A 25,802-nucleotide genomic window follows, 5' to 3' on the forward strand; every position below is an offset into this window, starting at 1 on the left:
GGCGTACCCGCGCTGAATCCGGCTTCAGCGCAGCGTCCCTCGCTTCACCAGCCGCGCATCAAAAACCCGGCTTTCCGGTCGTTGCGCATCCGGGGAAAGCAGCAGTTCACAGGCCGCTTGCGCCATCTCCGCCAGCGGCTGCGAGAAGGTGGTGAGCTGATAGCCGAGCCAACTGGCTTGCTCAATATCATCGAAGCCGATCACGCAAAGATCCTGCGGAATGCGCAGGCCAAATTCGTGGCGCGCGGCGTCGATAAAACCGCAGGCGATCAAATCGGTGACGCAGAATACGCCGTCCGGGCGCAGCGGCTGGCTTAACAGTTTACGCGCGGCGAGAACGCCGGTCTGGTAGCTGGTGCTGCCGGGGCGGATCAGCGATACGTCGGTCTTCGCATCGGCTGCGGCCTGCATAAAGCGGGTTTCACGAATGACCATGCTGGGCGAGCGTGCGCTGGAGGAGACCACGGCAAGATGCTGGCATCCGGCGACAATCAACTGGTCAAAAGCCTCTTTCATCGTCGTGCTGTAGTCGATGTCGATAGTGTCCGCACCGGCATACTGTCCCATACGGTTAATCAGAATCACCTGCTGGCCGCTTTGCAGACAGATCTCAATTAGCGAGCCGGGTGGTTTGCCCGACAGCACGATGGTGGCGGTGGAGCGGTAGTTTAAGGTCTGTTGCAGCGCCTCTTTCGCACTTGCTTCGCCGTCATCGGTATTGATAACCATCACCGCGCGTCCGGCTTTGTTCAGGCGGCGGGTCAGGTGCTCCAGCAGGCTGGACTGATACGGCGACGCCAGGTTGCCGCCGAGGATACACACCGGGCGGCTGGCTTCTTTCGACAGGCCGCGTGCCAGATGGTTAACGTGGTAGTTCAGCACCTCTGCGGCGGCGAGCACCTTGCGCCGGGTTTCCGCCGAAACGCTGCTGCCGGGGGTAAAGGTACGCGATACTGCCGATCGTGACACGCCCGCCAGGCGCGCCACCTCGGTGGCGCTGGCAAATCCGGACTGTTTACTCTTATCGTTCATCATGCGGTTCCGCTGCGGCTATCGCCCGTTCGCGAAGGATGGCATGTTCCGCCAGGCGGATCAGTGACGGCTTTGGCGCTTCAAACCATTCATCCGGATGGAGCTGTCGGCGATCGCGGATTAACGCCATTGCGGCATCAAGCGTCGGGAAGCGCTGCGGGCACTCCAGGTGCATAAACAGTGCGACTAACGCCACCGAGCGGCTGCGGCCGCCGCGGCAGTTGACCAGGACATTGCCGCGTCGCCGGTTGCGGTAGGAGGCTTTATCCGGGATTTGTTGCAGCAGCGCCGAGCGCATCAGTTGATAGCCCGCGTGCAGCATCTCCGGCGCGTTGCCGTCGCCATCGATCAGCCCCAGCTTGTAGTAACGAACCGGCCCGCCGCCGTGGGAGAGCAGATGTGCGGCGGCTCCGGCTTCCGGCACGTTGACCCAGTCGATGTCGAGATTCACCGCACAGTTAATCACCACCCCGATATCGTGCTCCGCCAGCAGCGCGGCATCGCTCACCCCGACGGATCCGCCGATATAGATATCCATTTCCCAGCCGGGAAAATCTTCCACAATCAGACTGATCGGCGGGCGGGGATATTGCGGCGCCGGGGGTATCTCCGCCGCGCCCGGTAGTGCGCTGGCGCAAGCCGGAGCGGCCTCCGGTTCGCGGTGTGTCATCGTCTCGCCAGTGTTGACCATTGTTCCCGCCGTCGCGGTTTTCGCAGCCGTGTCTTCCGCCAGCGGAATACCCGCCGCACGGGCCAGTTCGGCGGCGATGCCGGGGGCAACCGCCAGCACCGGCAGACCGTTGAAAATCCCTTCTGCCGTGTCGGGCGCGATGCCAGTTCGTCCACCGGCTTCGCGCACCAGCAGCATTCCGGCCAGGCAGTCCCAGGCGTTCATATGAATTTCCACGTAGCCGTCGGTGCGGCCTTCCGCCACCCACGCCAGCGCCAGCGCGCCGGAACCGCCGCGCCGCACACTGGTGCCGAGATTCAGGAGCGATGCCATCACCTCCAGATAGCGGCGCTGGCTGTGGCGGGCAGACCATCCCAGCTCAACGGCGGCGCGCTGCGTGTCGGTAACCGCCGTGCAGCGCAGCGGCTGGTCGTTTTTCAGCGCGTAGTGGCCGCGCCGCGCCAGATACAACTCCTGGCTTGAGGGATTATAAATCGCCCCCAGCTCGGTAACGCCGTGGTGCACCCAGGCAATGCAGACGCAGAAGTGGGCGATGCCGCGGGCAAAGTTGGCGGTGCCGTCAATCGGATCGACTACCCACAGACTCTCCGCGCTGGCAGGCTGGCTGGCGGACTCTTCGCCGAGGATCAGATCATCGGGGAAGGCGTCGCCAATCGCCTGTAGAATCAGCGCCTCAACGAAGGTATCGGCCTCGGTGAGAATATCCTGGTGGCCTTTCAGTTGGTATTCGCCCGCCTGACGGGAGTGGAAGAAGCGCAGGGCGGTGTCCCCGGCCTCGGTAATAATGCGTTTGAGCGCCGCTTCGCGCCGGGCAATATCGAGAGTGGTCAAAGTATGCTGCCTGTTGAGAGTGAATAGGAACGGCTTCGTTGCTACACGATGCGCTATTTTTTGTAGTTCAGGTTCCAGATATCCTGCCAGTCCTGGCGGCTTTTCCAGTCCTCTTTCGCCGTCGCTGTCAGGTATTCCATCAGCTCGCCGCGATATTTTTCGATACCGGAAGCCTCATCGGCAGGCAGTTTTACCGCCGGGTTGGTGGACATTTTGCCATCCACGCCCTGCGGACCAATGCCTTCGGCAGTCAGCAGATAGTGAATAAACAGCTTCGCGGTGTTCGGGCTTTTGCTGCCGGTGGCCACCACGCCGAGGCTCGGATAATTCCAGCCGATAAACGGCTTCAGTCCACCGCACAGGCCCAGCTTCATGCCCTGCTTGTTGTCACGGAATTTGGCGGTGGATACCAGGCCAACGAAGTCGGTTTTACCGTCCGGTGCACCGATAGCCGAGGCCGCATCGTTATCGGAATGGGTCAGCAGCACGCCGTTGCCCGCCAGCGCTTTGACAAAGGCCGCAGTGGCGGATTTCTCATCGGTTTGCAGCGGCTTGCCGAACTGCTGCTGATAGGCATCGCGCATCTGCTGGTCGTAGTGGGTTTCCATCTGGCTGAACCAGTCGGTGTAGGCCGGTTTGCTGGTCGGGTCCTGCATTGCCACACGGCCCCGCCAGGCCGGTTCGGTCAGCTGCCAGAGATTCGTCACCGGGCAGGTGGCGTGATGGGCAGTGTTATAGGCAAAAACGTTCGGGGCCAGTACCACGGTCAGCGGATCCTGATAGCGCGCGGGAATGCTGCCTTTCAGATCGTCCGGAACCCAGCTCTGGACATACCCTTTGTTCAGCAGCTGCGTCATCCCCGCCGGGGCATCCTCAACGATGGCGACGTCGGCCCGCACGTTTTTTGCCTGCGCTTCCCGGCTGATAATTTCAATAATCTGCGGGGCATCGGCCTTGACGCCGTTAGCCTGTAGCCCGTACCGCTCGCTGAAGGCTTTCGCCTGCTGAACGATTTTACCGGTGGAGGCATAGACGGTAATCGGCTGCTCCTGCTTCGCGGCGGCGATCAGTTGCTGAAGATCGACGGTTTCAGCCTGAGCAAATGTGCTGCCCAGCAGGGCGCTGGTGACAACGGCGGCGGTCAAATTGCGCTTCATGGTGGTTCCCTTCAAAGTGATAAAGACGAGTTAACGTGCGTAAATGTCGTGACGCAGCCCGCTGCTGTTAAAGAAGTGCAGGGAGTGGGTCGGGAGCTGGCAGTGCACCTGCTGGCGCGGTTGCCAGCGCGGCCGCAACTGCGTGGAGTGGAACAGGCGATCTTCACCGGCCACCAGCTCAATCACCCAGCTGCCGCCGGTGGGCATAATGTTGTCGATGGTCATCGTAATACCGTTGTTGCCAGCCCCTTCGCTGAGCACGATCTCCTCCGGGCGAATGCCGCAGTGCAGGGTGCGATCGAGCAGGTTAAAGCGCTGCTGAAGGTGCGATGCGAGCAGGCTGACCGGCTGGTTCAGAGGGATCATATTCAGCCGCGGCGTACCGATAAACTCGGCGACAAAGCGGTTGGCCGGGGTGGCGTAAATCTCATCCGGGGTCCCGACCTGCTGCATATGCCCGGCGCTCATCACCGCAATGGTCGTGGCGAGGGTCATCGCTTCCCACTGATCGTGGCTGACGAAGACGATGGTGGTGCCAAAGGTTTCATGCAGACGACGCAGCTCGGCGCGCATCTCCAGACGCAGGGTGGCATCAAGGTTGGAAAGCGGTTCGTCCAGCAGCAATACGCCGGGGTTCACCGCCAGCATGCGCGCCAGGGCCACGCGCTGCTGCTGACCGCCGGAAAGCTGTGCCGGATAGCGTTTGGCGTAATCGGCAATGCGCAGCTTTTCCATCACGTCCTGGCAACGGGCGATACGCTCGTGGGTAGGCGCCTTTTGCAGACGCAGGCCAAAATCCACGTTCTGTTCGACGGTCATATGTGGCCAGAGCGCGTAGCTCTGGAACACCAGGCCGATGCCACGCTTTTCAGGTGGCACGTAAGTGCCATGGGCGATGGAATCGACGAGCTTATCGCCAATGCGGATCTCGCCGCCACTGGCATGCTCAATCCCGGCGATCATCCGCAGGATGGTGGTTTTCCCGCAGCCAGACGGCCCCAGCAGGCACATAAACTCGCCATCTTTCACCGTCAGGTTGATATTGTTGACCGCCGGCGTATCGCTGCCGGGGTAGGTTTTGGTGAGATTGTTCAAATGAATCGTCGGCATCTTATTTCTCCAGTCCGTCAGCCAGACCGGTACCGGTGATCTTCTGGATAATCACCGTGCCAGCCCATGAAATTAGCGCAATCATCAGCACCACGGCGTTGGCCGCCTGCTGGTAGTTGTAGTCAATCAGGCGCAGGGAATAGGTGGTCAGCACATCGGTCGCCGGGGTGGCGAGGATCACGAACAGGCTTACGCCTTTAATCCCTGAGATAAACGGCAGCAGTACCCCGGTGGCCAGCGGCGCGGCCTGAATTGGGATCACGATGCGGCGGATACGGGCGAACCAACCCGCTCCGGCAATGCGCGCCGCCTCTTCGGCTTCTTTGCCCAACTGGGTCATCGCGGCGATACCGGAACGGCTGGCGTACGGCATTTTTTCCGCGATCAGTGCCAGTACCAGAATCAGCGGCGTACCGTACAGCGCCGGGAGCGGTCCTCTGGCCACCGCAAACAACGACAGGAAGGCGGCGGCGAAGGCGATGCCGGGCACCAGATAAGGCAGGAAAGTTAGCTGGCGCAGGCAGGCGGCCATCCAGCGGAAATGGCAGCGCATCACCGCGTAGCCGACCAGCAGCCCCAGCACGCCGCAGGCGACAGACGCCGAGCCGACGATCAGCAGCGTGTTCCACACCGTGTACCAGAACTCGGTGGTCAAGAGAATGCCGTTACGCAGCGCCACCGTATCGAGGTCATGGCCGATCCAGTAGGCGAGGGTGAAGTTATCGGCGGTAAAGCGCCCCGGCAGGATCATAATGGTCGACAGGAACAGGGTCAGCAGCGGGATAGCCACGCCGAGTGCCACGAACAGTAGCGGTATTGTCCCGGCGGCGATGCGCCAGCGGCCCAGATGGCTGCGGCGCTCCATCACGCCCTTGCCGCCCACGGTGACGAAGCGTTTTGCCTCGCGCAGCATTTTCATATCCAGCATCAGGGTCAGCATACCCATCAGCATGATCACCGTGGCGATGACCGCCGCCACGCCGGACTGGCGCGTGCCGATAGCGCGATACAGCCCGGTGGAGAGCGTATCGAAATGCACCGGCAGACCGAGGATATAGGGCAGGGCGAACTCGCCGATGCAATCGGCAAAAATCAGCAGCGCGGCGGAAAGCAGCGCCGGGCGCACCAGCGGAATAATGATTTTAAAGGCGATCGCGTTGCGGGATGCGCCGAGCACCCTGGCGCACTCTTCCATCTGGCTGTCCATGCGCTTCAGCGCGTTACCGACAATCAGGATCACCAGCGGGGCGTAGTGCAGCACCATAATGGTGACGATAGGGAAGTAGCCATAGGCCATCCAGTTCGGCGTCTGAATGCCCATGGCTTCCAGCCAGCCCGGCTGTCCGCCGATGGCGTGGTTTTTGAAAATCGTGCTCCACGCCAGCGCGAAGGTCCAGGAAGGCAGCATAAACGGCACGATCAGCAGGGTGGCAAACCACTTTCTGCCGGCAATATCGGTGCGGTTGATAAGCCACGCCAGCGCAACGCCGACCACCATCGCCCCGGCCACGGTGCTCAGGGCCACCGCCAGCGTATTGAGCATCGGCGTCCACAGGAGCAGTTCGGACATCCGCGAGGTCAGCGTGCGCAGCAGGTAATAGTCGGTGACGGTGCCTTCGGGCGCGCCGGTGCGGCCTTCATCGCCGCTCTGAACCAGAACCGCATTCAGCAGCACCGAGACTACCGGGGCAAGGATTATCCAACTGAACAGCATCAGCAGCAGCGCGGCCAGCAGATTGGCGGGTTCATGGCTGATAATCGACAGCGTATGACGGATTCTGGGCCACACGCCTGGGCGGTGGCGGATTTCAACTTGGTAAGACACGGGTTTACCCCTGGCTATGAAAGACAGACAGGAATATATCGGCGCAATGTGACAGTTTTGCGAGTTTTTTGCACATATGTGCAAATGTGCGCGAGTTTATTTTATCCCCTGTCAATATGTTGCCCTGTCGGGAGTGAGGGCAGGCAGTCGCTGAGTTATTTTACGGCGGCGAAGGCCGAGGCTACGCGCGCGATATTGCCGCGGTTAAGACCCGCGATACAGACACGCCCGCGGGCAATCAAGTAGACGCCAAATGCTTCACGCAGCTTATCCACCTGTTGCGCGCTGAACCCGGTGTCACTGAACATACCGCGCTGGGTTAGCAACCACGAAAAGTCGTGCTCCGGCAGGGCGTCTTTGAGCGTCTCCACCAGGGCCTGGCGCATTCATTACACCGCATAGCGTCCCGGGCGGTGGTTCATGGCAATAATCGAATTGAGGATCACGGCACCTACAATAGAGGTCGCCAGCATCGGCAGGCTCACGAAGAACAGCGACGCGGTCACGATGCAGGCATCGACCACCATCTGGAATTTACCGGCGCGGATGCCGCTTTTATCCTGCAGGTAGAGCGCCAGAATGTTGACGCCGCCGAGGCTTGCTTTATGGCGGAACAGCACCACAAAACCAATCCCCACCACAATGTTGCCGAACAGTGTGGCGTAATAAGGATTGAGCTGGTCGAAATGGATAAAGCGGCCGTGCAGCTCGGAAAATAACGACACCAGCGCTACCGCACAGAAGGTTTTGAGGGTGAACTGCGCCCCCATTCGGCGAACAGAAAGCCAGTAAAACGGCAGGTTAATCGCAAAGAAGGCGGCGCTAAACGGCACATGGGCGGCGTAGTGGATGAGAAACGCCATGCCGGCTGTACCGCCCGTCAGCGCGCCTGCCTGGCGAAATAAAATAATGCCGAAAGAGATCATCAGCGTGCTGAACAGCAGCGCCAGCGCATCTTCCAGCCAGGAGTGCGCGAGTTTATTGGGGGTCAGGACATTATCCATAAGAAAGTACGATCCAATGATGGCGAAAGATAAGTCATATTCTGCAAAAATCGCACCAGACTGCAAAAATCGCACCAGAAACGCTTGCTGGTGCGATTGAATGCGGAAAATACAGACAGCCTTATCGCTAATGCATTGATATTGTGAAAGAGAGTTTTTGCATGCTTCGCGCGTCTTATGGCCTTATTGTGGGCGATGTGTGTATTTTTTGTTGGTCAAATACATCAATTAAGCAAATGATTGCACCAAAATAAAATGCATTGCCTCGTTTCAGGGCACTAAACCGCTTCCTGGCATCAACTGACCATTTTCTTTCAGCCTGTTCAGCACCACCGAGGTTTTCAAATGGGCAACCCCTTTGTTCTGAGCCAAAATATGGCTGATTAAATGGCTCAGTCCCGGCAAATCCGCTACGGCAACCCGGAGTAGATAATCAGCGTCGCCGGTGGTTTTCCAGGCATCAAGAATGGCGTCTACTTCGCTCAGCATCTGGTGGAAGCTCTCCACATACTCCTGCGTGTGGTTTAAGAGGCGCACCTCAATTAACCCCAGCATTTCACGCCCGGCCACGTCCGGAGCGAGCCGCGCGTGGTAGCCGAGAATCAGTTGCGCCTGTTCCAGCGCGATACGACGGCGTGAGCACTGGGAAGCGGAAAGGCCGACGAGACCGCCCAGTTCCTGATTGGTCAAACGGCCATTGGCCTGCAGCAAGGTGAGGATTTTCAGATCAAAGTCGTCAATGTTATACATGTGAGCCAATACCGGAACAAAAAAGAGGCTATCAGACTAACAGTTTTTTTGATGGCGGGAAGCCTGACGGCGTTGCGCTTTTTCCCTTTGCACCAAAATGGTTCGCTTTCATGCATGTTAAGACTGTTTTTCTCATGGAATGTGCGCATCAGGCTTATTTATTGCGCGATTATGATGATAAATCCGCCAATACTCACAAAGTGTGAATCTGGCTGAAGATTTAATTTTCTATTTTTTCAGTTGGTTAGCCTGCCGTTGTCGATTTCTTCCCACTGGCTGGCCTGGAAGTTGCTCAGGCCGGGAGTGATGTTTACAAACAGGGGGAAGCTTAAAGATGGCAGCACAGCAAGATAATGAATTAAAACGCGGGTTAAAAAACCGCCACATCCAGTTAATTGCGCTTGGCGGGGCCGTTGGCACCGGGCTTTTTTTAGGCATTGCGCAGACCATTCGCATGGCCGGACCATCCGTACTGCTGGGGTACGCGATTGCCGGGCTCATTGCTTTTTTTATTATGCGACAGCTCGGCGAAATGGTGGTTGAAGAGCCGGTGGCAGGATCATTCAGCCATTTCGCCAATCGCTACTGGGGGCCCTTCGCCGGGTTTATGTCCGGCTGGAACTACTGGGTGCTGTATGTGCTGGTAAGCATGGCGGAACTGACGGCGGTCGGGATTTATATTCAGTACTGGTGGCCGGGCGTGCCTACGTGGGTGTCGGCGGCCATTTTCTTTGTGGCCATTAACGCCATCAACCTGACGAGCGTCAAAGTGTACGGCGAGATGGAATTTTGGTTCTCCATCATCAAGGTGGCGGCCATCATCAGCATGATTGCCTTTGGTTGCTATCTGCTGTTCAGCGGCAGCGGCGGTCCGGAAGCTTCCGTGGCGAACCTGTGGCAGGACGGCGGTTTCTTCCCGAACGGTATCAGCGGATTGGTGATGGCGATGGCGGTGATCATGTTCTCCTTTGGCGGTCTGGAGCTGGTGGGGATCACGGCGGCGGAAGCCGATAACCCGCAAAAAAGCATTCCTGAAGCCACCAATCAAGTTATCTACCGCATCCTGTTGTTTTATGTGGGTTCGCTGGCCGTGTTGTTGTCGCTCTATCCGTGGAAAAACGTGGTGGAAGGCGGCAGCCCGTTCGTCCTGATTTTCCATGCGCTGGACAGCAATATTGTCGCAAATGCCCTCAACCTGGTGGTGCTCTCCGCCGCACTGTCGGTCTACAACAGCTGCGTTTACTGCAACAGCCGGATGCTGTTTGGCCTGGCGCGGCAGGGTCACGCGCCGCGTTCGCTGCTCAAGGTGAACCGCCGGGGGATCCCGCTGGCCGCGCTCGGCGTTTCCGCTGTCGCAACGGCGCTGTGTGTGCTAATCAACTATGTGATGCCGGGCAAAGCCTTCGAATTGCTGATGGCGCTGGTGGTTGCTGCCCTGGTGATCAACTGGGCGATGATTTGCATCACCCATCTGAAATTCCGTCTCGCCATGCAGAAAGCCGGGAAAACCACCGCTTTTAAAAGCCTTGGTTATCCGCTGACTAACGTTATTTGTCTGCTGTTTCTGGCGGGGATCCTGGTGGTGATGTTTATGACGCCGGGGATCCGTATCTCTGTGTGTCTGATCCCGGCATGGCTGCTGGTGCTGGGGGCGGGCTATATGTTCAAGAAAAAACGCGCCATGGCATCCGTACAACTGACGGAAGTGAACGAAGGTTAAAGTGAATTTCCCTGCTGACTGGCGGACATCGACACTCTCCGTGGCTGAGCAGGGAGGATAAATCGGGATCGGGATTTGATTCACATACCTGCGGGTAAACAGACGTTATGCCGAGGGGGATTCTGCGCCGGAAATACCGGGTTTTCCGGCTAAGCATCTTTGACAGCTGCTGACGTGTGCACTTAAAACATGTTAACTTACCTTTCGGCCTTGCCGGAATGCTTCGCGCGCTTCGTTCAAACTCATAACGTTAGCCCCGCCTCTGTAGTCAGAGTCCCCTGCTTGAACAGGATAATCCTCCCGGCTGCAGCTGGGAAAATCTCAAAACTACCTTCATCGGGAAATTCATATTGACCGCAGCAAGGGCACGAGTGTTTATTAGCTATCAATTTTAAATTTCTCCGCCTGAAATCTGAAAATCTAGATCGTCCTGATAGAATTCTTTACTTAAAATACCTTCAATAGCTCTAACTTTTTGATCAGTAAGGTTCCAGCCCCCAAGTCCAGCCACAAAATCGTTATAGTCCTCTTTGGTCCACCCCATGACTTTACTAATCTCGGGAAGTTTTTCTTTAGGCACTTCAACCTCAAAAACAAGTAGTTCATCTACGCGATCAAATGCATCAACAGTATAAATAATTGTCATTTCTCAACCCTTCTTGTTGGATCTGCCGGTTTGGTCTGCTCTCCTGATACAGGATCAAACTCCCCGAGATGGTTTCGACCTGAACGATCATACATTTCAACTGTACCGTAGGCAGAGGTTGCGACTCTGGATTATTGAGTGTGATACGCCCGGCGTTGGCACTGAATGCAGGTGGAGGTGATGGGGGCTGTTCGGGGTATAATCAAAGATTTCACGAATGACGTTATTCTTCGTTTTGCAAGCGCTAATCGATTTATGCCTGTCAGTCTGAGTATGGCTGATTCAGAAAAGGCGCAGGCGTCGAAGCTGAAGAAGGGGCAGAAGAAAAATAAAAACACATTTAAAATCAATCTATTGAATTGTTGCTGCTTATGGTCGTCTTCATGATGTGTGACAGCTTTAGCAGCACTTTGTATCACTGCTTTTATGCACACCATTTCCGGGCCTGTGACAGGCCTCACTGTCAAACATAAGCCTGATGAATTCGCCCAATGATTTTCATGTTGCTTTGCTCCAAATGGACAATAATTTCTCTGTTGTAAAAGGGTTGCGGAAGGGGACACTGACGGAATTTTCTGAGATATTTCAAGGGTAGGCCAGCATCACTGCTGGCTTATTTTAGGGATGCTATCGAAAGTATAACACTGCTCCGGCGATAACGATTGATACCAATCCTAAAGCAGAGAAAGCGTACTCGACGATAAACCAGTTTTTGAGGTGAGGTGGCAAGTTTCTGATAAATGCAACATCATCATTTGTACTGTCAACTGAGCTTTTACCAAAGATCAAAGGGTTCACGATAAAGTTGATCTTTGCTGCATAACCTGAGCTAAACCCTATAGAATCGGCATTATCGAAGATAATCGCTCCGGCAGGGAGAGAACCAAACTTTTCTTTATACAGTGTGCAGATCGTGGAGAAACGCTTTTTGTTGAGAAATGAGAGCAACGCGACCGCGATACCACAGCAGAGGCTTAACCCCGCGAATCCGCAGATAATCAGATCAGATAGAGTGAACATTTATTTAACAACCTCATAAATTTTCTCTCCTGCAAACTCCCCAACGTTGCTACCAACCTCACCGACGCCATAACCAACTGCACCAGATACGATTACACCACAAGCTAATGCGCCAACTGCCCCAACTTCTACGGTTAATGCGCCGAGTACAACCGAACATGCCGCAGTAGCGCCGCTGTACACTGCTGAAGATGTGTAAATACCCGCAGCAGTACCAACACTGAATCCGCCAACCTGAGTAAATGCTGCTTTTTCACAATCGCTTCCAACGGTGCAGGCTTCATAAACTTTGTCCAGCCTGTTAGCTCCATCGAGAGCAATACCGACATAGCCAACTGCTTTCATCATCTTCACGTATTTTGCTGCGTTCTCCATGAAGGTGGCGTAGCCTTCAATGTCAGCAACCCCTGTCTGATTCCAGCGGTGAGTGATAGAACTGGTCGAAAGTCCTAATGCTCGCTTGATGTCCGGGTAGTCTTGCAATGCGAGTTTGTGACGGGTGAAATCAGTGAGAATGCTATCAAGTTCACCGAATAGCTGACGTCTTTGAACATAGAACTGCTCGCTGATCAGTGAGCCGCTGGTAATGTACTGATTTTTATACGCTTGCTGAATCTTGGCCAGAACACTTTCGATCTTTTCAAAGTATTTTCCCGCAGCATCTGAGGCAATCCCGGTTGTCGTGCTGGCACGAGAAGTGAAAAGATCAATGGTATCTTTATTCTTATGCAGAAAGTTTGCTTCCTCATGAGTCAACGGGGCTAAAGCGGCATCAACTCGCGCTTTTGCTTTTTGCATATGCGCGATCTGTTCGTCGTCCTGCTTATCAGGGTCAACCACCAGCATAATAGAACCCGCTTTGTATTCCTTACCTGCTTCATTTAATGAGCGGTATAGCTCGCGTGTTCCTTTTGGCTGATCACCAGCAAACAGGAAGCTTTCGAAAGTTTCGGTTGTCGATTTTTGAGGAACTACGCAGAAACCCGCATCTACGCCAGTCCGCTTTTTCTTGGCAGTCTGTGCATGTTGTTCAGGTTCCGTAGTAGCTTTAATCCATGCAGGGTCTGGTCTTGGAGTATTACCCATCCATTGACCCGCGGAAGAGATAAGGATGTTAGATCCTATCGGGCAGCCACAAATAACGGTTGCACCATTTCCAGCGGCGATTCTGCCTTCAAGGTTCATCGTTGGGATGTTACCGATTATCTCGCCAATTTTTCCGCATTTAGGACAGGGCGTAGTTTTATCGCCGTGTCTCAGTGCTCCCAGATGTGCGTTTGAAAAGTTTGGCAAACTACTAAGCCCTTGTGCTCCCGTAGTAGTTTCATCCCCGTGAAGTCCTTCAGGAATTCCATCCCATGTTGAGCGGTTACTCATGCAGTAGCCTCATCAGCCAGAAAATCCTCAGGGAAAGGTATGCCTCGACGCACTGGACACATCACCCCAGATTGTGGGGTACTGATAATCTCATCCCCGTTATCCAGTTTACTTCCCACTAAAGCAATGCCACGACCTTTGCAAGTCTTGCTCTTTCCGGTACTCGTCGCAATACGTGCGGTAGTCCCGTCGGGGTAAACAACTTCATCACCTTTCAGTGCAATGCTCATCATTTCGCCATTTTCAGCCTGCATTTTAGCTTCATGGTTAGTCTCGTGAACGATACCGCCCCGGCGCGTAAGACTCCCAACAGTGGCAAAGCGGTAGATGCCTATAACAGGATGGAGGCGATTCGTTTCTCTCTGTTCGGCAATAATGGCTCGCGCGCTTTCAGCCATACTCGCTATTTGTTCAGGGGTGAAAGTCGGTTCGTTGAAAGATGCCTGGATTTGAGCGGTAAATTCATTGGTGTACTGTTTCATAAGTCCCTCTACGTAAATTGAATTAGTTCAAAACATTATTCATTGTATAAATAATATCCTTTCACAGGAAATGGTTTTTCCAGAAAATGAAACTGTATTTCAAATTATTTGCATGCTGAATGTATTGGTGTGATTCATTCAGCTTGCGAAATATCGAAGGTTTTGACCGCAGGGCATTTTTTTGATTTCGTAATGAAGGTAAACGTGCCAGCGACGCTGCTTGTGTAAATGCAAAGAAGCTCACCTTTGGGCAAAGGTTGCGACTCAGGATTATTGAGGGTGATACGCCCGGCGCTGGCGTTGAAGGCCACCATCAAACTGACCCTGACCCCGAATATGATCCAGCGGGATGTATGGACGGATCTGATTCATGATCACTTCGGCTTGTTTTTGGCGGTCAGTACCGAGACTCATACGTACAAAACTAGTTGAATCATTTAGTCTAAAATTCGTGTAGTATGTGCGCCCACGAATCATTGTGTGTGACAGCTTGTGTGACACGTTGTTTGCCATGCTGTGTACCATGAAATAGTTACAGATCAGTGAGTTAAGTTTATTATTCGACTAACTCGTTGTTTTAAAAAGTATACCAGACGCCTGGGAAGGCTGCGCGAGTGACATTATTATCAATGACTTATCTTGTGATTGTTATCTAACCCTTTGATTTTACAACATTGGATGTCACAAGATGACCAACAAGCGACTGTACAACAATCCGAAATACACCACAAAGCGCGGCAATACTTTTTACATTAACTTTCGTCTTCCCACCGGCGCATTCTTTCGTCAATCCTTGGGCACTGATTCCCTGAAAGTGGCAGAGGTGACAATGTCACGTTTAATGCCTTTTATTGCTCTTGTCCAAAATGGAACGATGAGCGAGGAATCTTTCAAACGGGAGATCCGGGGCGTTCGTAAAGCGACAAAACAGGATGTTGACGCGTTGCAACTACATTGGTTGAAGATCGGTGCGATTGAGGCAGAGACAATCCCAGAGGTTGGACAATACCATCTGAAATTGACGGGGGGAGAGGAGATTGATCCCGATCGTTCACAGCAGGTTGCCCGGCAATATGCCCAAGAAAATTTAAAACAACTCTACAAAGGCAAAACCGAGTTCACGGGATTGCTCAAGTATGCGCTCATCAATCAGGATCTGGATGTTTCTGATGTAGGCACGGAACTTGATAAAGCGGCGAGCGAAATAACGATGAGTCGTGCGCTTCTCTATCAGGCGTATGATGCCTTCTACAGTGGTGACCTGTTCAAATTTAAGCAACTGACCTCGCAAATGGTGGAACAGACGGAGGTGTATCAACGCAAGGTTGCTGCCACTTTACCGCAACCAGAACCACAATCAGCAGAACCAGAGAATGATGTCACCCCATCCACACCATTACTTTCTGCTGCCTGGAAGATGTACACCACAGAGAAGGGTAAAGGCTGGGCGGCGACCATTGCCAACGAGAACAATCGCTACTACGAAGTTTTAATGTATGTTGTTGGTGATCTTCCCGTTGGTTCAATCAACAAACAGCATATTCGGCAGACACTGGAAGTCGTTAAAAACCTCCCACGTAGAAATAAAAAGCCTTACTCAGAGTGGACGCTTGAGCAGTGTATTGAATCTGATGTCCCGGAAGAAGATCTGATCAGCAGTGCCAACGTTAAAAAACACCTCAAGATATACTCTTCCTTTTTCAAAGTGTTCCTGAAAGATGAGAAAGATATCTTAGAAAAATCACCTACTGAGGGGATTAAGTATGAAGTTCAGGAGAACAAAGGTGGGCATTACTCGCGGCCTGAGATGAGGCGCTTCGTCGAACGGCTGAACACCTTCACGGATTGGCGGCGGGATTACTTCCTAACTTTGATTTATACGGGAGCACGACGAGGTGAAATTGCGGCCATCCGTAAGGAGCATCTCCGCAAGGATGAAGAGACCGGGCGCTACTACATCTTTATTGCTGGTGGCAAAACTGAACACGCGCAGCGGCAGATACCAATAAGTAAAACCATCGAGGCGCTTCTTCTGGAACGAACCCAAGGGATTAAGCCGGGGGCGCTTGTGTTTGGTGATTTGCCTACTTACGAGCAGATTGGCCTTGAGTGGCATAGCCTGATGGAACAGTGCAACATTCCAAAATTCAACGAGTTCGATCAGAAGAGGGTGATCCATGCCTGCCGCCATACCTTCATCTCTGAGGCCATAGCGAAGACCCAAAATGCTGCGCTGGTACAGTTTGTCGTTGGTCATAGTCGAACACAATCATTAGGTATCACATCGCGATACACGCACCGACCTCCCTTAAAAGATCTGCTTCCAATTGTTGACTGTATTAAATGGTAAAGGGCTGGATTGTTAACTTATGCCAGGTTTATTATCAAAAATGGATACACGTCGCTACCTCCGCCACGGTAAACACCAAGGCGGATCAGATGCATGGCGCACCAATCCCAGAATGTTTAAAAATCTCTCTGGTGAGTTCGGCGGCTTTACCTTGGATGCGGCGGCGAACGCGGATAATGCGTTGTGTGATCGTTTTTGGTCTGAAGAGAATGACGCCCTTACACAGGACTGGTCACTTGAGGGTCGCGTGTTCTGCAATCCTCCGTTCTCCTTGGCGGCTGAGTTCCTTGCTCACGCTCATAAACCGGTGCTATCTGTTTTTCTGATTCCGTGTCGCCCCCAAACATCATGGTGGCTGCGGTACGTCTGGGGCAATCCCCATTGTCACGAGATCCGTTTCTTGCACCGTGGCCCAAAATTCTTGCATCCTGAGACAGGGAATAGTGATATCCGGGCACCGCTTCCCGTTGCTGTGGTCATATACAGAAGTATTCCATGTAACGGCGATAAACGGATGAGCGTTTGTTGTGCTGACACAATGCTCACCCTTGAGGTGATGTCTAAAGGGAGCAAACCGGGACGGCCAAAACTTTATGATTGGCAGACTCTGGATAACGTGATCAACCTATGGGACAACAAACGGCAGACAGCCAAACAGATAGCAGATACGTTATCGATCCCACTGAGAACAGTGCAAAGAGTAGTTCAAAGATTAACCTGATTGCGCCATATTGCACATGGATTATGACGCAATTTGTATTATTTTCATGCGGTAAATGATCGCTGGATATACTCATCACGGCGCTAAATGGCTACTATTGTTTAAAATCGACGCGCAGAGTATTTTTTACAGGCCTAAGCTAATGATGTTCATGAGGTTATGAATGGTGATCAATCGTCAGGTTTGCCAGTGTTTGGCATTGCTTATACTGGGTGCTGTTGCTTTCGGAGTCGAAGCTGAAATTCAATCTCTAAAATGCGTCTACCCGAAATACAGTGATAGTAAGGGATTACATAAAGCAAAAAATCCGATGGTCTTCTCGTTCATCATCGACACTAAGACGAATAAAGTCTACATGACTGGTAATGTTAGCTCTGTGGAGGTGACTCCTATCCCAAATGGGGTAAGTGGAAACTCTTTCATAGAAACTACACCTGTCGGTAATGTTACGGTTACAACTGTGATGGCTAGCGGCGAGTCGGTACATAGCAGGAGTATGGTTTATCCTGATGGCATTTTAGCCTCTCAATACTACGGGACTTGCGTAGCGAACTGACAACCAATGAAGAGGGTTTAAAAGGAAATGGCTGTTCTGCATTCCTGCCTGGCACTTCGTACAACACGCGAAAATAAGAAGGGAAATTTATGTCTGGTATGTTAGCAAGCACAGCGGCGGCTGTGGGGATCATTGATAAAGCCGTAGGTATCGCAAAAAAACTTGCTGATGATAGCGGTGAACTTGATAAAGCAACGTTAAAACTTGAGCTTGCAAACCTTATGAGTGAACTCGCCAGCGTCAAAATGGAAGTTATTACTACTCAGGCGCTATTGTTCGATGCGGAACAGAAAAACAAGCAACTTGAAGAGCAGTTAAAAGATAGGGCATCGTTTGTCTTTAAAGCTCCTCTGTACTGGAAAGAGGGTGACGAAGTCCCCTTCTGTCCTAAATGCTACGAAGGCGAGAACAAGAAAATTCATCTACGTTCTATTGTGAACGATGGAAACCGAGCTTATGGAATTTCGCCTACGAACAAATGGCTATGTATGCATTGCAGATTTTCTCTGTCAAAGAATCAATTGCGTTGATTCTTTCTCCTTGCCGTTAGTAGTCGATCCCTTGGTAAACATCTTCGATATCCTTATCCATGATCCCGCAGTACGCCAGCGTAACCGCCTGGCTGCTGTGACCATACGTCTTTGTAAGTGTCGGCAGGCTTACGCCACGTTGCAGCGCGTGATAGCCCAGGTTCTTACGTGGGGTATGTGCTGCGATATGCAGATTTAGGATCTCCCCAGCCTCTTTGAATTTTGCTGAGACAGTTACGCGGCTGATCGGCTTGCCTTTGGCCCGGTTGCTGTCCACCTCGAAGATATATTCATGGCCCGGATTATCAGCCCGGCGCTGCGCCACCAGTTCAAGCGCCTTAGCGGTCAGCATAATAGAGCGAGTCTTACCGGTTTTCTTCTCTTTGAGGTGTAACACGTTCCCCTCTACATTGCCAAAATCTACAAAACGAAGTGCGAGGGCATCAGTTATACGCGCGGCTGTCTGGTTCAGGAAAACCCACAAATCACCGTAGATTGGGCTTGTGTTATGTTTGCGTAGCAGGGCTTCAACCTCTGCGATCTTCTCTTTGTCTCTGACTGGCTCAACTCGTTTCATCTTATGTTCTCCCGTGGTCCGTTCTGCAATCTCGTTATGTAAGGTATGAACGTAATATTGATCGTAAAATGATCATTGTAAAGGGTTTTTTATAATAATTATTTTCCCGCCTTCCGAGAGGATTACCAACAAGGGGGAGTGCCTCAGGCTGGCTGAATGGGAAATATACTGCTGGAGTAATCGCAGCAGGGTTAGGCAACCGTTCCGATGCTCCAATAAAAATGAAACATAATTTCAAAATATCTTTCCGCCAACACCTTATACAGGCTGGCAAGGGTGCTAGGTTGCATAAACCTAGCCTATTTCTCTTGAGATGACCTATCAGACTGACCCTGTAACATCACAACCCAGATAAACCGGGGATTTCCTTTCTTACACTTGTTTATTGTGTAAGTTAGAGCGTTGTTCTCCTCCCCTCAGCGTCTGGCGCAATTCCACCAACAAGACGCACTGTTGCCGGTGGCAACCTTGCGGCTGACCATATGGCCCTGGTCTTTACTTCCTCCCACAATATAAACAGCAGAACCACATCCCGCCCCCTACATACCCTCTATAACGCGCTGTAACGCGTTCTGCGACGTTTTCCCACAAAAGGTACATCTCGCTAACCGTGATTGCCGAGCCTCTCTCAGGCGCTCCCAGAGGCCAGAAAAGCGATGATTTTTGATTCTTTTTGAGAATGAAATGGCTTTTTATTTTTTTTCGACAAAACAAAAGGGGAAGCGGGATTGTTGCTTAGACCACATCCGAAGGGGCAATACCACGTTATCGGCAGACAGAACTGACGAAGCCGCGCCAGCCGTGGCGCTCAGGCCATACCGCTGCATACCCCACACCATAGCGAATGTCGCTTGTTACCACGCAGACTCTACTCCCGCGCGCGGAGAGTGTCCTAAGTAGGGCCTGAAAGGTCGAAATACGGTAGGTTTTCGGGCTATTAATGTGCATTTATTTTGAGAAAAGATCGCCAGGTAGCGGGGTCTTAACCACTGAATTTTCTTCAGTGGTTAACGTAACCATGTCCCAAAACAGGACATAGAATTCAAAAACCATGTCCCAAAATGGTACATGAATCATGTCCCAAAAAAGGACACTAATAAGATCAATAATAAAATAAAATCAAGAACACCAATAAGATCAGTAAAACCTTATGCGGTCTTCCCTGGCCGTGAAGACCTTACACAAGGTCAACACCCACACATCGTTTTAGAGATCGCCATTGTGATGGCTATCGTTATTTCTGATCTTGTTCAGTCGCTACGCTCGACGCTTCGCGATAGGCATCGCCCATGCGGTGTCCGGCTAATCTCTCCCTTACCGGGAGAGGCCAGCCACCTTTTGGGCAGCAAGGGCGACAGCCCGCGCAGTAATTTGGAAGCACTGTCACGAGACCGTAGGTCGAGAGTCTAGCCGGCGCGAGGGGGTGGCGCATGGGTTTAAGCAATATCCGTGCCAGCTATACACAACCACGCTAAATCCTTAACGTATGGGGTCTAGAATCGCTTATAACGCTTCAGACAATACGATGGTAGCGCCTGAGTGTTAGAACGCGTTACAGCGCGTTTTAGCGTTAATCAAAAAGATCTTGATATTGAAATCAGGATTGTGTCATAGTAAAATAACGAAATCAATGTATTCTATATTTTTGCTTGCTATTTGCAGAAATTACTGATACAATGGTTTTAACAAATAAGGTGCATCGCCGCCCGGTGATTGCTCCTGACAAATGGGTACAAATGACCTCCGGGAATAATTTCAATAACTCAACGGAGAACCCAATGAATAAATCTAAATCCCAACGCATTACCCCAGCCACCATGACCGGCGAGCAGATCGCAGATGCCATCCTCTATGGCACGTACACCAAAACCGCACTTTGGTCTTTCATTAGCCGTAGTGGCGGTGCAGATGCGGCTCATGCGAAATATCCGCAGCTTGCCGTTGCACTTCATATTCTGAAACAGGAACGGAAAAAAGCAAAGAGTGCCCGCGCGGTCAAGACAATTCTCAAGCCCTTATCCCGCCAGTATGCCGACGGTCAGTCGCTGACTGAGATCCTGGACCCGGTACTCCAGAGCTACCGTCGTCTGTATCGTGAAAAACTCAATCTGGATATGACGCCGGAACAAGTGATCCTCTTCCTGGTTGCCACTGATGGTGTGGAAAACCTGGAAAATTACGGTTATAGCGTCGCGGGCTTTCCTACTGCTACAGCAGCGTGATCCTGTCCGGCGCAGTGCCGGGCTATCAGACCACTGAACAAACGTTAAATACATAATCAAACGCAGGCCATACAGGCCGCTGAATCCTGATCGCTCACCCGCGATAGCAGGATCGCATCCGTATACCTCACCGGAGGGAAAATTGAATGATTAATCTACGATTCACACCTGAACTATTCGCCATCATCCGTGCCAATGCGGCGGCTGAGGGGATCGGAGTCGGCCTGTACTTGGTGCGGCTCATTGAAACTACGTTAATTCCAAAAAATGGGAGAGAGAATGTACGAGAAGGAAAAAACTAACGTCCAGCGCACACCGAGCGAGGGATACGGCGTAATAGAGATGCGTTATCTCTGTGCTAAACAACTGATCATCCGATCTACGGGTGAGATTGTGGATGTAACGGACGCAATGCGCCTCCTGTACATTTACATGCAGAACCAGTTTCTTGGATTCTCAAGCCGAGGGCTGTCATTTTATAAAGATCAACGGGAAATGGCTGCGGCGCTGGGTTGGGACAGAAAAAAGGTGATGCGCTCTTTGGATGGGCTGAAAAAGATCGGACTGGTCGAAGAGGCCGGGAAAATCGGTAATAGCGAAGCGTACACGGTTTACTTTTTCAGTGACATAGCGGAGTCTCTGGAGGTTGTCCACGGGAAGTGGAAGGGTGTCCCGGCCTGGGATCACGACCGTGCAAGCGTAAAGAAAACACGCAGGAAAGCGAAGATCAAAAAATCCGGGGAGATACAGGAGAATGGCAAATCCGAAATACAGACACCTACTGATGCACCCACTAATCAGAATGTTGGCTTGGCCGCTGGCAGTGCCGCGCCTATTGTTGGACAACACGATCGCGTGGCATCTAACGACGACTGTAGCGGCAATGATCGCGCCGATGATGATCATAAAGTAAAGCATACTGTGGCTGACACGACAGCAGAGAGGCCCATTGTTGTGACGGGATATAGAATCCCGACTATACAGAGCAAAGGGACGATCTACACTCCCGAACAGATGGCTCGTTTCGCTGCTGAGGAGCGTACAAAGTATGCCAATGGTGGCACACCTTTTTAATGATGAGGAATAATGACGAATGATGATCGCAACGGCGTAAGCGCCGAACCACTCCCCGACCGACCCGATTTAACCCGCCTGTTTAAAAACCGCGCTCGCGACGGCGACATAATCAAAAAATGCAAAATCATGCTCATAGCTGGCTACCCGCCTGGCAAGGTAGCGCTGATCCTGCGTCTGCCGCTGGAGCGTGTTATGGCATTGTACAATTCAAGCTATAACCCACGCTGCCGCAGGTTCGCTAAAAATAATGCGTACAGCAACGCACAGGTTGCCGTGATCTCGTTCAACGAAGGCGCAAAATTAGCCGAAATATGCCAGACGCTGGCGCTACCCTTGTTTACTGTGGTCCAAATGCTGCGGCAAAACAGTGTCACCGATGCCGAAATGGCACCAAAAATGCCTCCATACGATGATTCGTTATCTGTGGAATATCGGCAGGTGGTCGCCAGAAAAGCGGCCTGCAAACAGAAAACGATCCAAATAAGCCCGGTTCGGCGCGTTAGGAAAGCCACAGGCAAGAAAGCCACTGTCTGATATTTAATGCTTTGAATCTACTAGAAATTTTATCTTTGTGCCCTCTGGGCGTGGCGATTTGTCGCGCCTTGATATATCCCACACGATTTATACGGAAAATAATAATGAAAGCAACTCTCGAAAAAGTAAAGGCGTCAATCGCCGCCGCGCTCCTTGGAAAAACTCCAGAACAATTGGCGGACGAACAACGCAAAGCGGCGGTGAAAACCGCCGTTGATAATTATTTGATCCAGCATCCCGATTGGAGACCATCAACGAAGACCGCGCCAGCAGTCGCGCCAGTTGCCAACACCAAACAGAAATCTAAACGCATTATGAAGACGCTGGGCGCTGGGGCGGGTGGTTTTATACACATTGCGGAAGATGACGCGTTACGCCGTGCTCGCGCCAAATGCCGGGCGATTGTTGCCGCCGATCCGGCTGCGTACTCCCACATTATCGAATCCGCCCCGCTGCGTGACCATCAGGAGGCGTAATGTCGGGAACTAATTACACAGTCACGACGTTAACGAACAAAGTCGTTTGGGATGTCGATGAGAACAGTTATCAACGGGCGCTCAAACGCATCAAAAAACTGAGAGAGGAGAACGAAGCCCCTCAAAAAAAACTTGAGCAGGCCCAGAAGCGGATCGCCAATAACGAAGGCAAGGCCGCGTTGGCGGCAGCTAAAGCACAGACACAGCGTTTAAAACTGGCACAGCGCCTTTCTGCTGAACAGCAGAAACAGGCACAGACTGCCGCGAAAGTTGCCCAGCAAGAACAGACCCACGCGAAGAAGATGGCGGCGCTATCTGCTAAAAATGCCGCCCAGGCGATGAGCCAGGATGAGGCTTTAGCCCGGCAGAATCTCCGTTTGAGTCGGATAAGCGATCGTATCCGCGCGGCGACTGCACATCGCGCGATGACGTATAACCCCAACATGGGTGGCACAGCTTCTGATCCGTCGGTTGTTGGACGTCAGGACGCCGCAATGGCGCGTGGTCATGCTGCTGTTTCTGCCGATATCGCGGCGACCAAACGTCGGATTGCCGACGAAGAGAAGCGCGAGGCAGCGCTCAAACGCGAGGTTAATTACTACAATGCGCTTCGCCGCAGTGCCTTAACGCTGGCTAACGTGAACGGGGCTGACGTGGCGACACGTTATAAAGCTATCTCCGCCGCGAAGGAGGCGTTAAAAGCCCAGAAAGAAGAGCGGTTTACCGTCGAGGAAACACGTTTTGAAATGGCCCGTATCACTCAGGAATTGAGGAAGCAAGCCAGACTGCAAAACCGAATAACCCGCGAGCAAAAAGCCGCCGGGCTACGTGCAGGGCGCGTTAATACAGAGAAGAGAGATAAAAGCGGCGCGTGGTTGTTAGCAGGTGGCGCTGTCGGTGCTGCGACCCTAGCAGGCAGCATGGGAATTTCCCGCGCGGGCGGTGTCTTGAGTGAAAGCCTCGAACGCTCGAAAGAAGCGAAAGCCCTAGAACAATACGGCATCTCGCAATTAGAATTTTCCGCTATCCGTGATGTCACTATGAAGGACACAGGTTTTTCTCTGTCTGCTGATAAATACGCCGACATGCAGAAAGATTTCCATGAGAAGGCTGGCGAGCTACTCCAGGGGAGTTTTAAAACCGACAAAAAAGGGAAAACTACGTTCAGCGGCGGGGGCGAGATTGGCAACGATTTAATCAATGCCGTCCTCAGCAAATCAGACCAAAGAACAGCCCAAACTGTAATTAACGAGCTACAAAAAACCGATATCGGCGGCTTTGTCCGGTACGTAAACCAATTGGGGAATATGAAGCGCTTCGGCTGGTCAGAAAACGAGCGAAGATTCTTCCTTGAGAGTATCAATGATGCCAGTTTGTTATTAAAAACGTTCTCAGATGATGGTGACCGGGTCATTGACCGGATGAATCAATTATCAAAAGAAGGCTGGGCACTCAGTACGGCGCAGCAGGCCAACCTTGAAAGATTATCTTCGCTGGGTGCTGAGTACACCCGAGTGCAAGAATCTTTGGGCGATCATTTTTCTGCGTCGTTTGTTGCCGGATTGGGGCAGTACGCCACCAACACGGATACCCTCCGCCAGTCAATGACTGGGTTAATCCAAATTGCTGACGACCTGGGACAATCGTTAGGTGAATTGAGCACAACCGTATTGGCCTGGGCTAGTCGCGTTGGCGAGCTACTAAAGGGGGGCCAGACCCTGCCGGACGCAATTTATAACACCGCCGTTGATGATGGTGGGAATGCTGCTGCTGATTGGTTCACAGAGAAAACTGGATTCGATCCGCGCAGCATCGGACGCTGGTTCGGGGCTGACCAGAAGCAGGGCGGGACCGCTATCCAGAATGCTGCGTCACCGTCCGATTTTGGATATCAGCCCGGCAATCTCTATCCGCCTGTCATGCCGACGTTCACACCGCCGTCGTTAGACGCTTTGTCATATCGTCAACCGCTGCCTGTGAGCGTTACAGGCCAGCCTGTGGATATCAACAACCGCGTCGATATCTTCGTGAATGACGGAAAGATTGATGGTCTGATCGATGCCAAGGTGCAAGATAGCCAGCGCGAACAGCTCAACCTGATCGCAGGGGTAGTGCAGTAAATAAATAAAGGAGGGGTGTAGCTCGCCCCACTTTTGATTCACAAATAAATTGCACAGTCAACAAATTTAACGTAAATTTTGATTGCGCTTTCAATGATAAAGTGGTAAAATAATTACATAGGATGATTATTAGACTCGAAAGAGTCTGCGTACTACAGCCATGTCACGTATAACCTCCTCTCAGGCGGGATGGTTCCCAGACTAGCCTCTTTGCACCAGCCCGCCTTCTTATTCTCCTGTTGTGGTATGCCACCATGATGGGGTTTGCCCTCCTCGGGTTGTCCGCCGGACAGAAAACGGCATCGGGCGCGGCGCGTTTGGGGTTTCTCCCCCCATCAATTGGCGCTGCCGCCGCCCCCTCATTTCCATCTCTCAGAAAAATAACAAGAATACCTTCATTCATTTCTCCTCAACGGGCGGTATCTCCGCCGCCCGGATTTTTTTCTGAACTGATACAGCGGGGAGAACCCCCGTTAACCAAAGGTTAACCCCGACTGGCGGGGCTGAACTGATACAGCGCCACCAAATAAATGAAGGTCGCCATCGCGCGACCTCTTTTGTACTCGCACATCGTCAATTTTGACGAACACAGAAATCATGCGGCCTTGCAGGCCATACCAAACAAATATTTTGGAGTGAAATTATGAAAATGGGTGAATCCCATCGCACGTATAACGACGTGATCACAAGCGCGGTTAGTGGGAACTTTGACCGCAAAACCATCAAAATCCCAACCCTGGCCGTCGAGGTTCAACCAGGTTCTGTTATCAAATCCGATGGCACCGCGTATACCTCTGGTTCTGATGCTCTGCTAGTCCTGAGCCATCACCGCGCCGGAACTGATGCCAACATTATTGTTGCCGATCGCCTGGTATATATCCGCCCGGAAACCATCACCGCCGTTATGGGCGCGACTGTAGGCGCTGCTGCAATTGCTGCATTAACCGCTAATGGCAATATTCGCGTTGCCCTTGCTGACAAATAATAAATAAGA

Annotated in this window: 23 protein-coding genes and 2 pseudogenes; 10 read left to right on the forward strand and 15 right to left on the reverse strand. The window is 52.3% G+C overall.

The annotated features are described in order from the left end of the window. Positions 1-24: 24 nt before the first annotated feature. The 8 genes and pseudogenes from FNY10_RS05680 to FNY10_RS05715 all read right to left on the reverse strand — a co-directional run bounded on the left by FNY10_RS05680 (position 25) and on the right by FNY10_RS05715 (position 8,400). A complete protein-coding gene (locus FNY10_RS05680; RefSeq protein ID WP_131050217.1) occupies positions 25-1,035 on the reverse strand; it encodes a substrate-binding domain-containing protein in 1,011 nt (336 codons plus the stop codon). Beyond that, on the reverse strand, positions 1,022-2,554 hold the full coding sequence (locus FNY10_RS05685; RefSeq protein ID WP_160703684.1) for an inositol monophosphatase family protein: 1,533 nt from the start codon (positions 2,552-2,554) through the stop codon (positions 1,022-1,024). Before FNY10_RS05685 ends, FNY10_RS05680 begins: the two co-directional genes overlap by 14 nt. 53 nt (positions 2,555-2,607) lie before the next feature. Further along, positions 2,608-3,711: an ABC transporter substrate-binding protein gene (locus FNY10_RS05690; protein WP_131050215.1), complete on the reverse strand. Its 1,104-nt coding sequence runs from the start codon at positions 3,709-3,711 to the stop codon at positions 2,608-2,610. 30 nt (positions 3,712-3,741) lie between these two features. Then, on the reverse strand, positions 3,742-4,821 hold the full coding sequence (locus FNY10_RS05695; protein ID WP_131050214.1) for an ABC transporter ATP-binding protein: 1,080 nt from the start codon (positions 4,819-4,821) through the stop codon (positions 3,742-3,744). Between the two features lies 1 nt (position 4,822). Then, on the reverse strand, positions 4,823-6,646 hold the full coding sequence (locus FNY10_RS05700; RefSeq protein ID WP_131050213.1) for an ABC transporter permease: 1,824 nt from the start codon (positions 6,644-6,646) through the stop codon (positions 4,823-4,825). Between the two features lie 155 nt (positions 6,647-6,801). Then, positions 6,802-7,032 (reverse strand): annotated as a pseudogene (locus tag FNY10_RS05705) (aminotransferase class I/II-fold pyridoxal phosphate-dependent enzyme); the annotation flags it as partial. Positions 7,033-7,035: 3 nt separating this feature from the next. Next, positions 7,036-7,650 carry a YitT family protein gene (locus FNY10_RS05710; RefSeq protein WP_131050211.1) on the reverse strand — a complete coding sequence of 205 codons (615 nt, stop codon included), beginning with the start codon at positions 7,648-7,650 and terminating at the stop codon, positions 7,036-7,038. 270 nt (positions 7,651-7,920) lie between these two features. Then, the gene (locus FNY10_RS05715) at positions 7,921-8,400 is read right to left on the reverse strand and encodes an Lrp/AsnC family transcriptional regulator (protein WP_131050210.1); all 480 of its coding nucleotides are present in this window, start codon (positions 8,398-8,400) and stop codon (positions 7,921-7,923) included. A 334-nt stretch (positions 8,401-8,734) separates the two neighbouring features. Here FNY10_RS05715 and FNY10_RS05720 point away from each other — a divergent pair, with 334 nt between their 5' ends. Further along, positions 8,735-10,120 (forward strand): amino acid permease, encoded by a 1,386-nt coding sequence (locus tag FNY10_RS05720; RefSeq protein ID WP_160703683.1) that lies wholly within the window; start codon positions 8,735-8,737, stop codon positions 10,118-10,120. 391 nt (positions 10,121-10,511) lie between these two features. On the opposite strand, the gene FNY10_RS05730 is transcribed toward FNY10_RS05720, so the two are convergent. The 6 genes and pseudogenes from FNY10_RS05730 to FNY10_RS26590 all read right to left on the reverse strand — a co-directional run bounded on the left by FNY10_RS05730 (position 10,512) and on the right by FNY10_RS26590 (position 13,959). After that, on the reverse strand, positions 10,512-10,766 hold the full coding sequence (locus FNY10_RS05730; protein ID WP_131050208.1) for a hypothetical protein: 255 nt from the start codon (positions 10,764-10,766) through the stop codon (positions 10,512-10,514). Next, a pseudogene (locus FNY10_RS05735) lies at positions 10,763-10,870 on the reverse strand (colicin E3/pyocin S6 family cytotoxin); the annotation flags it as partial. The pseudogene FNY10_RS05735 and the gene FNY10_RS05730, both read right to left, overlap by 4 nt. Before the next feature lie 523 nt (positions 10,871-11,393). Further along, a complete protein-coding gene (locus FNY10_RS05740; protein WP_160703682.1) occupies positions 11,394-11,786 on the reverse strand; it encodes a hypothetical protein in 393 nt (130 codons plus the stop codon). Continuing rightward, complete coding sequence (locus tag FNY10_RS05745; RefSeq protein WP_160703681.1) at positions 11,787-13,163, reverse strand: PAAR domain-containing protein; 1,377 nt, start codon at positions 13,161-13,163, stop codon at positions 11,787-11,789. Next, complete coding sequence (locus tag FNY10_RS05750) at positions 13,160-13,645, reverse strand: PAAR domain-containing protein (protein ID WP_131050205.1); 486 nt, start codon at positions 13,643-13,645, stop codon at positions 13,160-13,162. Before FNY10_RS05750 ends, FNY10_RS05745 begins: the two co-directional genes overlap by 4 nt. A gap of 134 nt (positions 13,646-13,779) precedes the next feature. Beyond that, entirely contained in the window at positions 13,780-13,959 is a 180-nt protein-coding gene (locus tag FNY10_RS26590) for a hypothetical protein (protein ID WP_100683948.1), read from the reverse strand. 374 nt (positions 13,960-14,333) lie between these two features. Here FNY10_RS26590 and FNY10_RS05755 point away from each other — a divergent pair, with 374 nt between their 5' ends. The 3 genes from FNY10_RS05755 (at position 14,334) to FNY10_RS05765 (ending at position 17,802) form a co-directional block, all read left to right on the forward strand. After that, positions 14,334-15,995, forward strand: a complete 1,662-nt coding sequence (locus tag FNY10_RS05755) for a site-specific integrase (protein WP_160703680.1) — start codon at positions 14,334-14,336, stop codon at positions 15,993-15,995. A gap of 40 nt (positions 15,996-16,035) precedes the next feature. Then, entirely contained in the window at positions 16,036-16,716 is a 681-nt protein-coding gene (locus FNY10_RS05760) for a DNA N-6-adenine-methyltransferase (RefSeq protein ID WP_160703679.1), read from the forward strand. 645 nt (positions 16,717-17,361) lie between these two features. After that, complete coding sequence (locus FNY10_RS05765; RefSeq protein WP_227699347.1) at positions 17,362-17,802, forward strand: hypothetical protein; 441 nt, start codon at positions 17,362-17,364, stop codon at positions 17,800-17,802. 16 nt (positions 17,803-17,818) lie between these two features. Here FNY10_RS05765 and FNY10_RS05770 read toward each other — a convergent pair whose 3' ends face one another. After that, complete coding sequence (locus FNY10_RS05770) at positions 17,819-18,379, reverse strand: tyrosine-type recombinase/integrase (RefSeq protein ID WP_160703678.1); 561 nt, start codon at positions 18,377-18,379, stop codon at positions 17,819-17,821. 1,778 nt (positions 18,380-20,157) lie between these two features. On the opposite strand from FNY10_RS05770, the gene FNY10_RS05775 reads away from it, so the two are divergent. The 6 genes from FNY10_RS05775 to FNY10_RS05800 all read left to right on the forward strand — a co-directional run bounded on the left by FNY10_RS05775 (position 20,158) and on the right by FNY10_RS05800 (position 25,793). Further along, on the forward strand, positions 20,158-20,601 hold the full coding sequence (locus tag FNY10_RS05775; RefSeq protein WP_160703677.1) for a hypothetical protein: 444 nt from the start codon (positions 20,158-20,160) through the stop codon (positions 20,599-20,601). 279 nt (positions 20,602-20,880) lie between these two features. Continuing rightward, a complete protein-coding gene (locus FNY10_RS05780) occupies positions 20,881-21,675 on the forward strand; it encodes a DUF6945 domain-containing protein (protein WP_160703676.1) in 795 nt (264 codons plus the stop codon). A gap of 12 nt (positions 21,676-21,687) precedes the next feature. After that, a complete protein-coding gene (locus tag FNY10_RS05785; RefSeq protein WP_160703675.1) occupies positions 21,688-22,212 on the forward strand; it encodes a hypothetical protein in 525 nt (174 codons plus the stop codon). 104 nt (positions 22,213-22,316) lie between these two features. Further along, positions 22,317-22,688, forward strand: a complete 372-nt coding sequence (locus FNY10_RS05790) for a hypothetical protein (RefSeq protein WP_160703674.1) — start codon at positions 22,317-22,319, stop codon at positions 22,686-22,688. Continuing rightward, complete coding sequence (locus FNY10_RS05795; protein WP_160703672.1) at positions 22,688-24,808, forward strand: chemotaxis protein; 2,121 nt, start codon at positions 22,688-22,690, stop codon at positions 24,806-24,808. Before FNY10_RS05790 ends, FNY10_RS05795 begins: the two co-directional genes overlap by 1 nt. Positions 24,809-25,451: 643 nt before the next feature. Continuing rightward, on the forward strand, positions 25,452-25,793 hold the full coding sequence (locus FNY10_RS05800; protein WP_160703670.1) for a hypothetical protein: 342 nt from the start codon (positions 25,452-25,454) through the stop codon (positions 25,791-25,793). The last annotated feature ends 9 nt before the right edge of the window (positions 25,794-25,802 follow it).

This window comes from Klebsiella sp. Lac1 (genome assembly GCF_009825425.1).
GTDB classification, from domain to species: domain Bacteria; phylum Pseudomonadota; class Gammaproteobacteria; order Enterobacterales; family Enterobacteriaceae; genus Klebsiella; species Klebsiella electrica.

Bases quoted from the DNA above. Each gene is read 5' to 3' on its own strand.
- FNY10_RS05680 (WP_131050217.1), bottom strand. From the start codon at position 1,035: ATGATGAACGATAAGAGTAAACAGTCCGGATTTGCCAGCGCCACCGAG.
- FNY10_RS05690 (WP_131050215.1), bottom strand. From the start codon at position 3,711: ATGAAGCGCAATTTGACCGCCGCCGTTGTCACCAGCGCCCTGCTGGGC.
- FNY10_RS05695 (WP_131050214.1), bottom strand. From the start codon at position 4,821: ATGCCGACGATTCATTTGAACAATCTCACCAAAACCTACCCCGGCAGC.
- FNY10_RS05710 (WP_131050211.1), bottom strand. From the start codon at position 7,650: ATGGATAATGTCCTGACCCCCAATAAACTCGCGCACTCCTGGCTGGAA.
- FNY10_RS05715 (WP_131050210.1), bottom strand. From the start codon at position 8,400: ATGTATAACATTGACGACTTTGATCTGAAAATCCTCACCTTGCTGCAG.
- FNY10_RS05720 (WP_160703683.1), top strand. From the start codon at position 8,735: ATGGCAGCACAGCAAGATAATGAATTAAAACGCGGGTTAAAAAACCGC.
- FNY10_RS05730 (WP_131050208.1), bottom strand. From the start codon at position 10,766: ATGACAATTATTTATACTGTTGATGCATTTGATCGCGTAGATGAACTA.
- FNY10_RS05740 (WP_160703682.1), bottom strand. From the start codon at position 11,786: ATGTTCACTCTATCTGATCTGATTATCTGCGGATTCGCGGGGTTAAGC.
- FNY10_RS05745 (WP_160703681.1), bottom strand. From the start codon at position 13,163: ATGAGTAACCGCTCAACATGGGATGGAATTCCTGAAGGACTTCACGGG.
- FNY10_RS05750 (WP_131050205.1), bottom strand. From the start codon at position 13,645: ATGAAACAGTACACCAATGAATTTACCGCTCAAATCCAGGCATCTTTC.
- FNY10_RS26590 (WP_100683948.1), bottom strand. From the start codon at position 13,959: ATGGTGGCCTTCAACGCCAGCGCCGGGCGTATCACCCTCAATAATCCT.
- FNY10_RS05755 (WP_160703680.1), top strand. From the start codon at position 14,334: ATGACCAACAAGCGACTGTACAACAATCCGAAATACACCACAAAGCGC.
- FNY10_RS05760 (WP_160703679.1), top strand. From the start codon at position 16,036: ATGGATACACGTCGCTACCTCCGCCACGGTAAACACCAAGGCGGATCA.
- FNY10_RS05765 (WP_227699347.1), top strand. From the start codon at position 17,362: ATGTCTGGTATGTTAGCAAGCACAGCGGCGGCTGTGGGGATCATTGAT.
- FNY10_RS05770 (WP_160703678.1), bottom strand. From the start codon at position 18,379: ATGAAACGAGTTGAGCCAGTCAGAGACAAAGAGAAGATCGCAGAGGTT.
- FNY10_RS05775 (WP_160703677.1), top strand. From the start codon at position 20,158: ATGAATAAATCTAAATCCCAACGCATTACCCCAGCCACCATGACCGGC.
- FNY10_RS05780 (WP_160703676.1), top strand. From the start codon at position 20,881: ATGTACGAGAAGGAAAAAACTAACGTCCAGCGCACACCGAGCGAGGGA.
- FNY10_RS05785 (WP_160703675.1), top strand. From the start codon at position 21,688: ATGACGAATGATGATCGCAACGGCGTAAGCGCCGAACCACTCCCCGAC.
- FNY10_RS05790 (WP_160703674.1), top strand. From the start codon at position 22,317: ATGAAAGCAACTCTCGAAAAAGTAAAGGCGTCAATCGCCGCCGCGCTC.
- FNY10_RS05795 (WP_160703672.1), top strand. From the start codon at position 22,688: ATGTCGGGAACTAATTACACAGTCACGACGTTAACGAACAAAGTCGTT.
- FNY10_RS05800 (WP_160703670.1), top strand. From the start codon at position 25,452: ATGAAAATGGGTGAATCCCATCGCACGTATAACGACGTGATCACAAGC.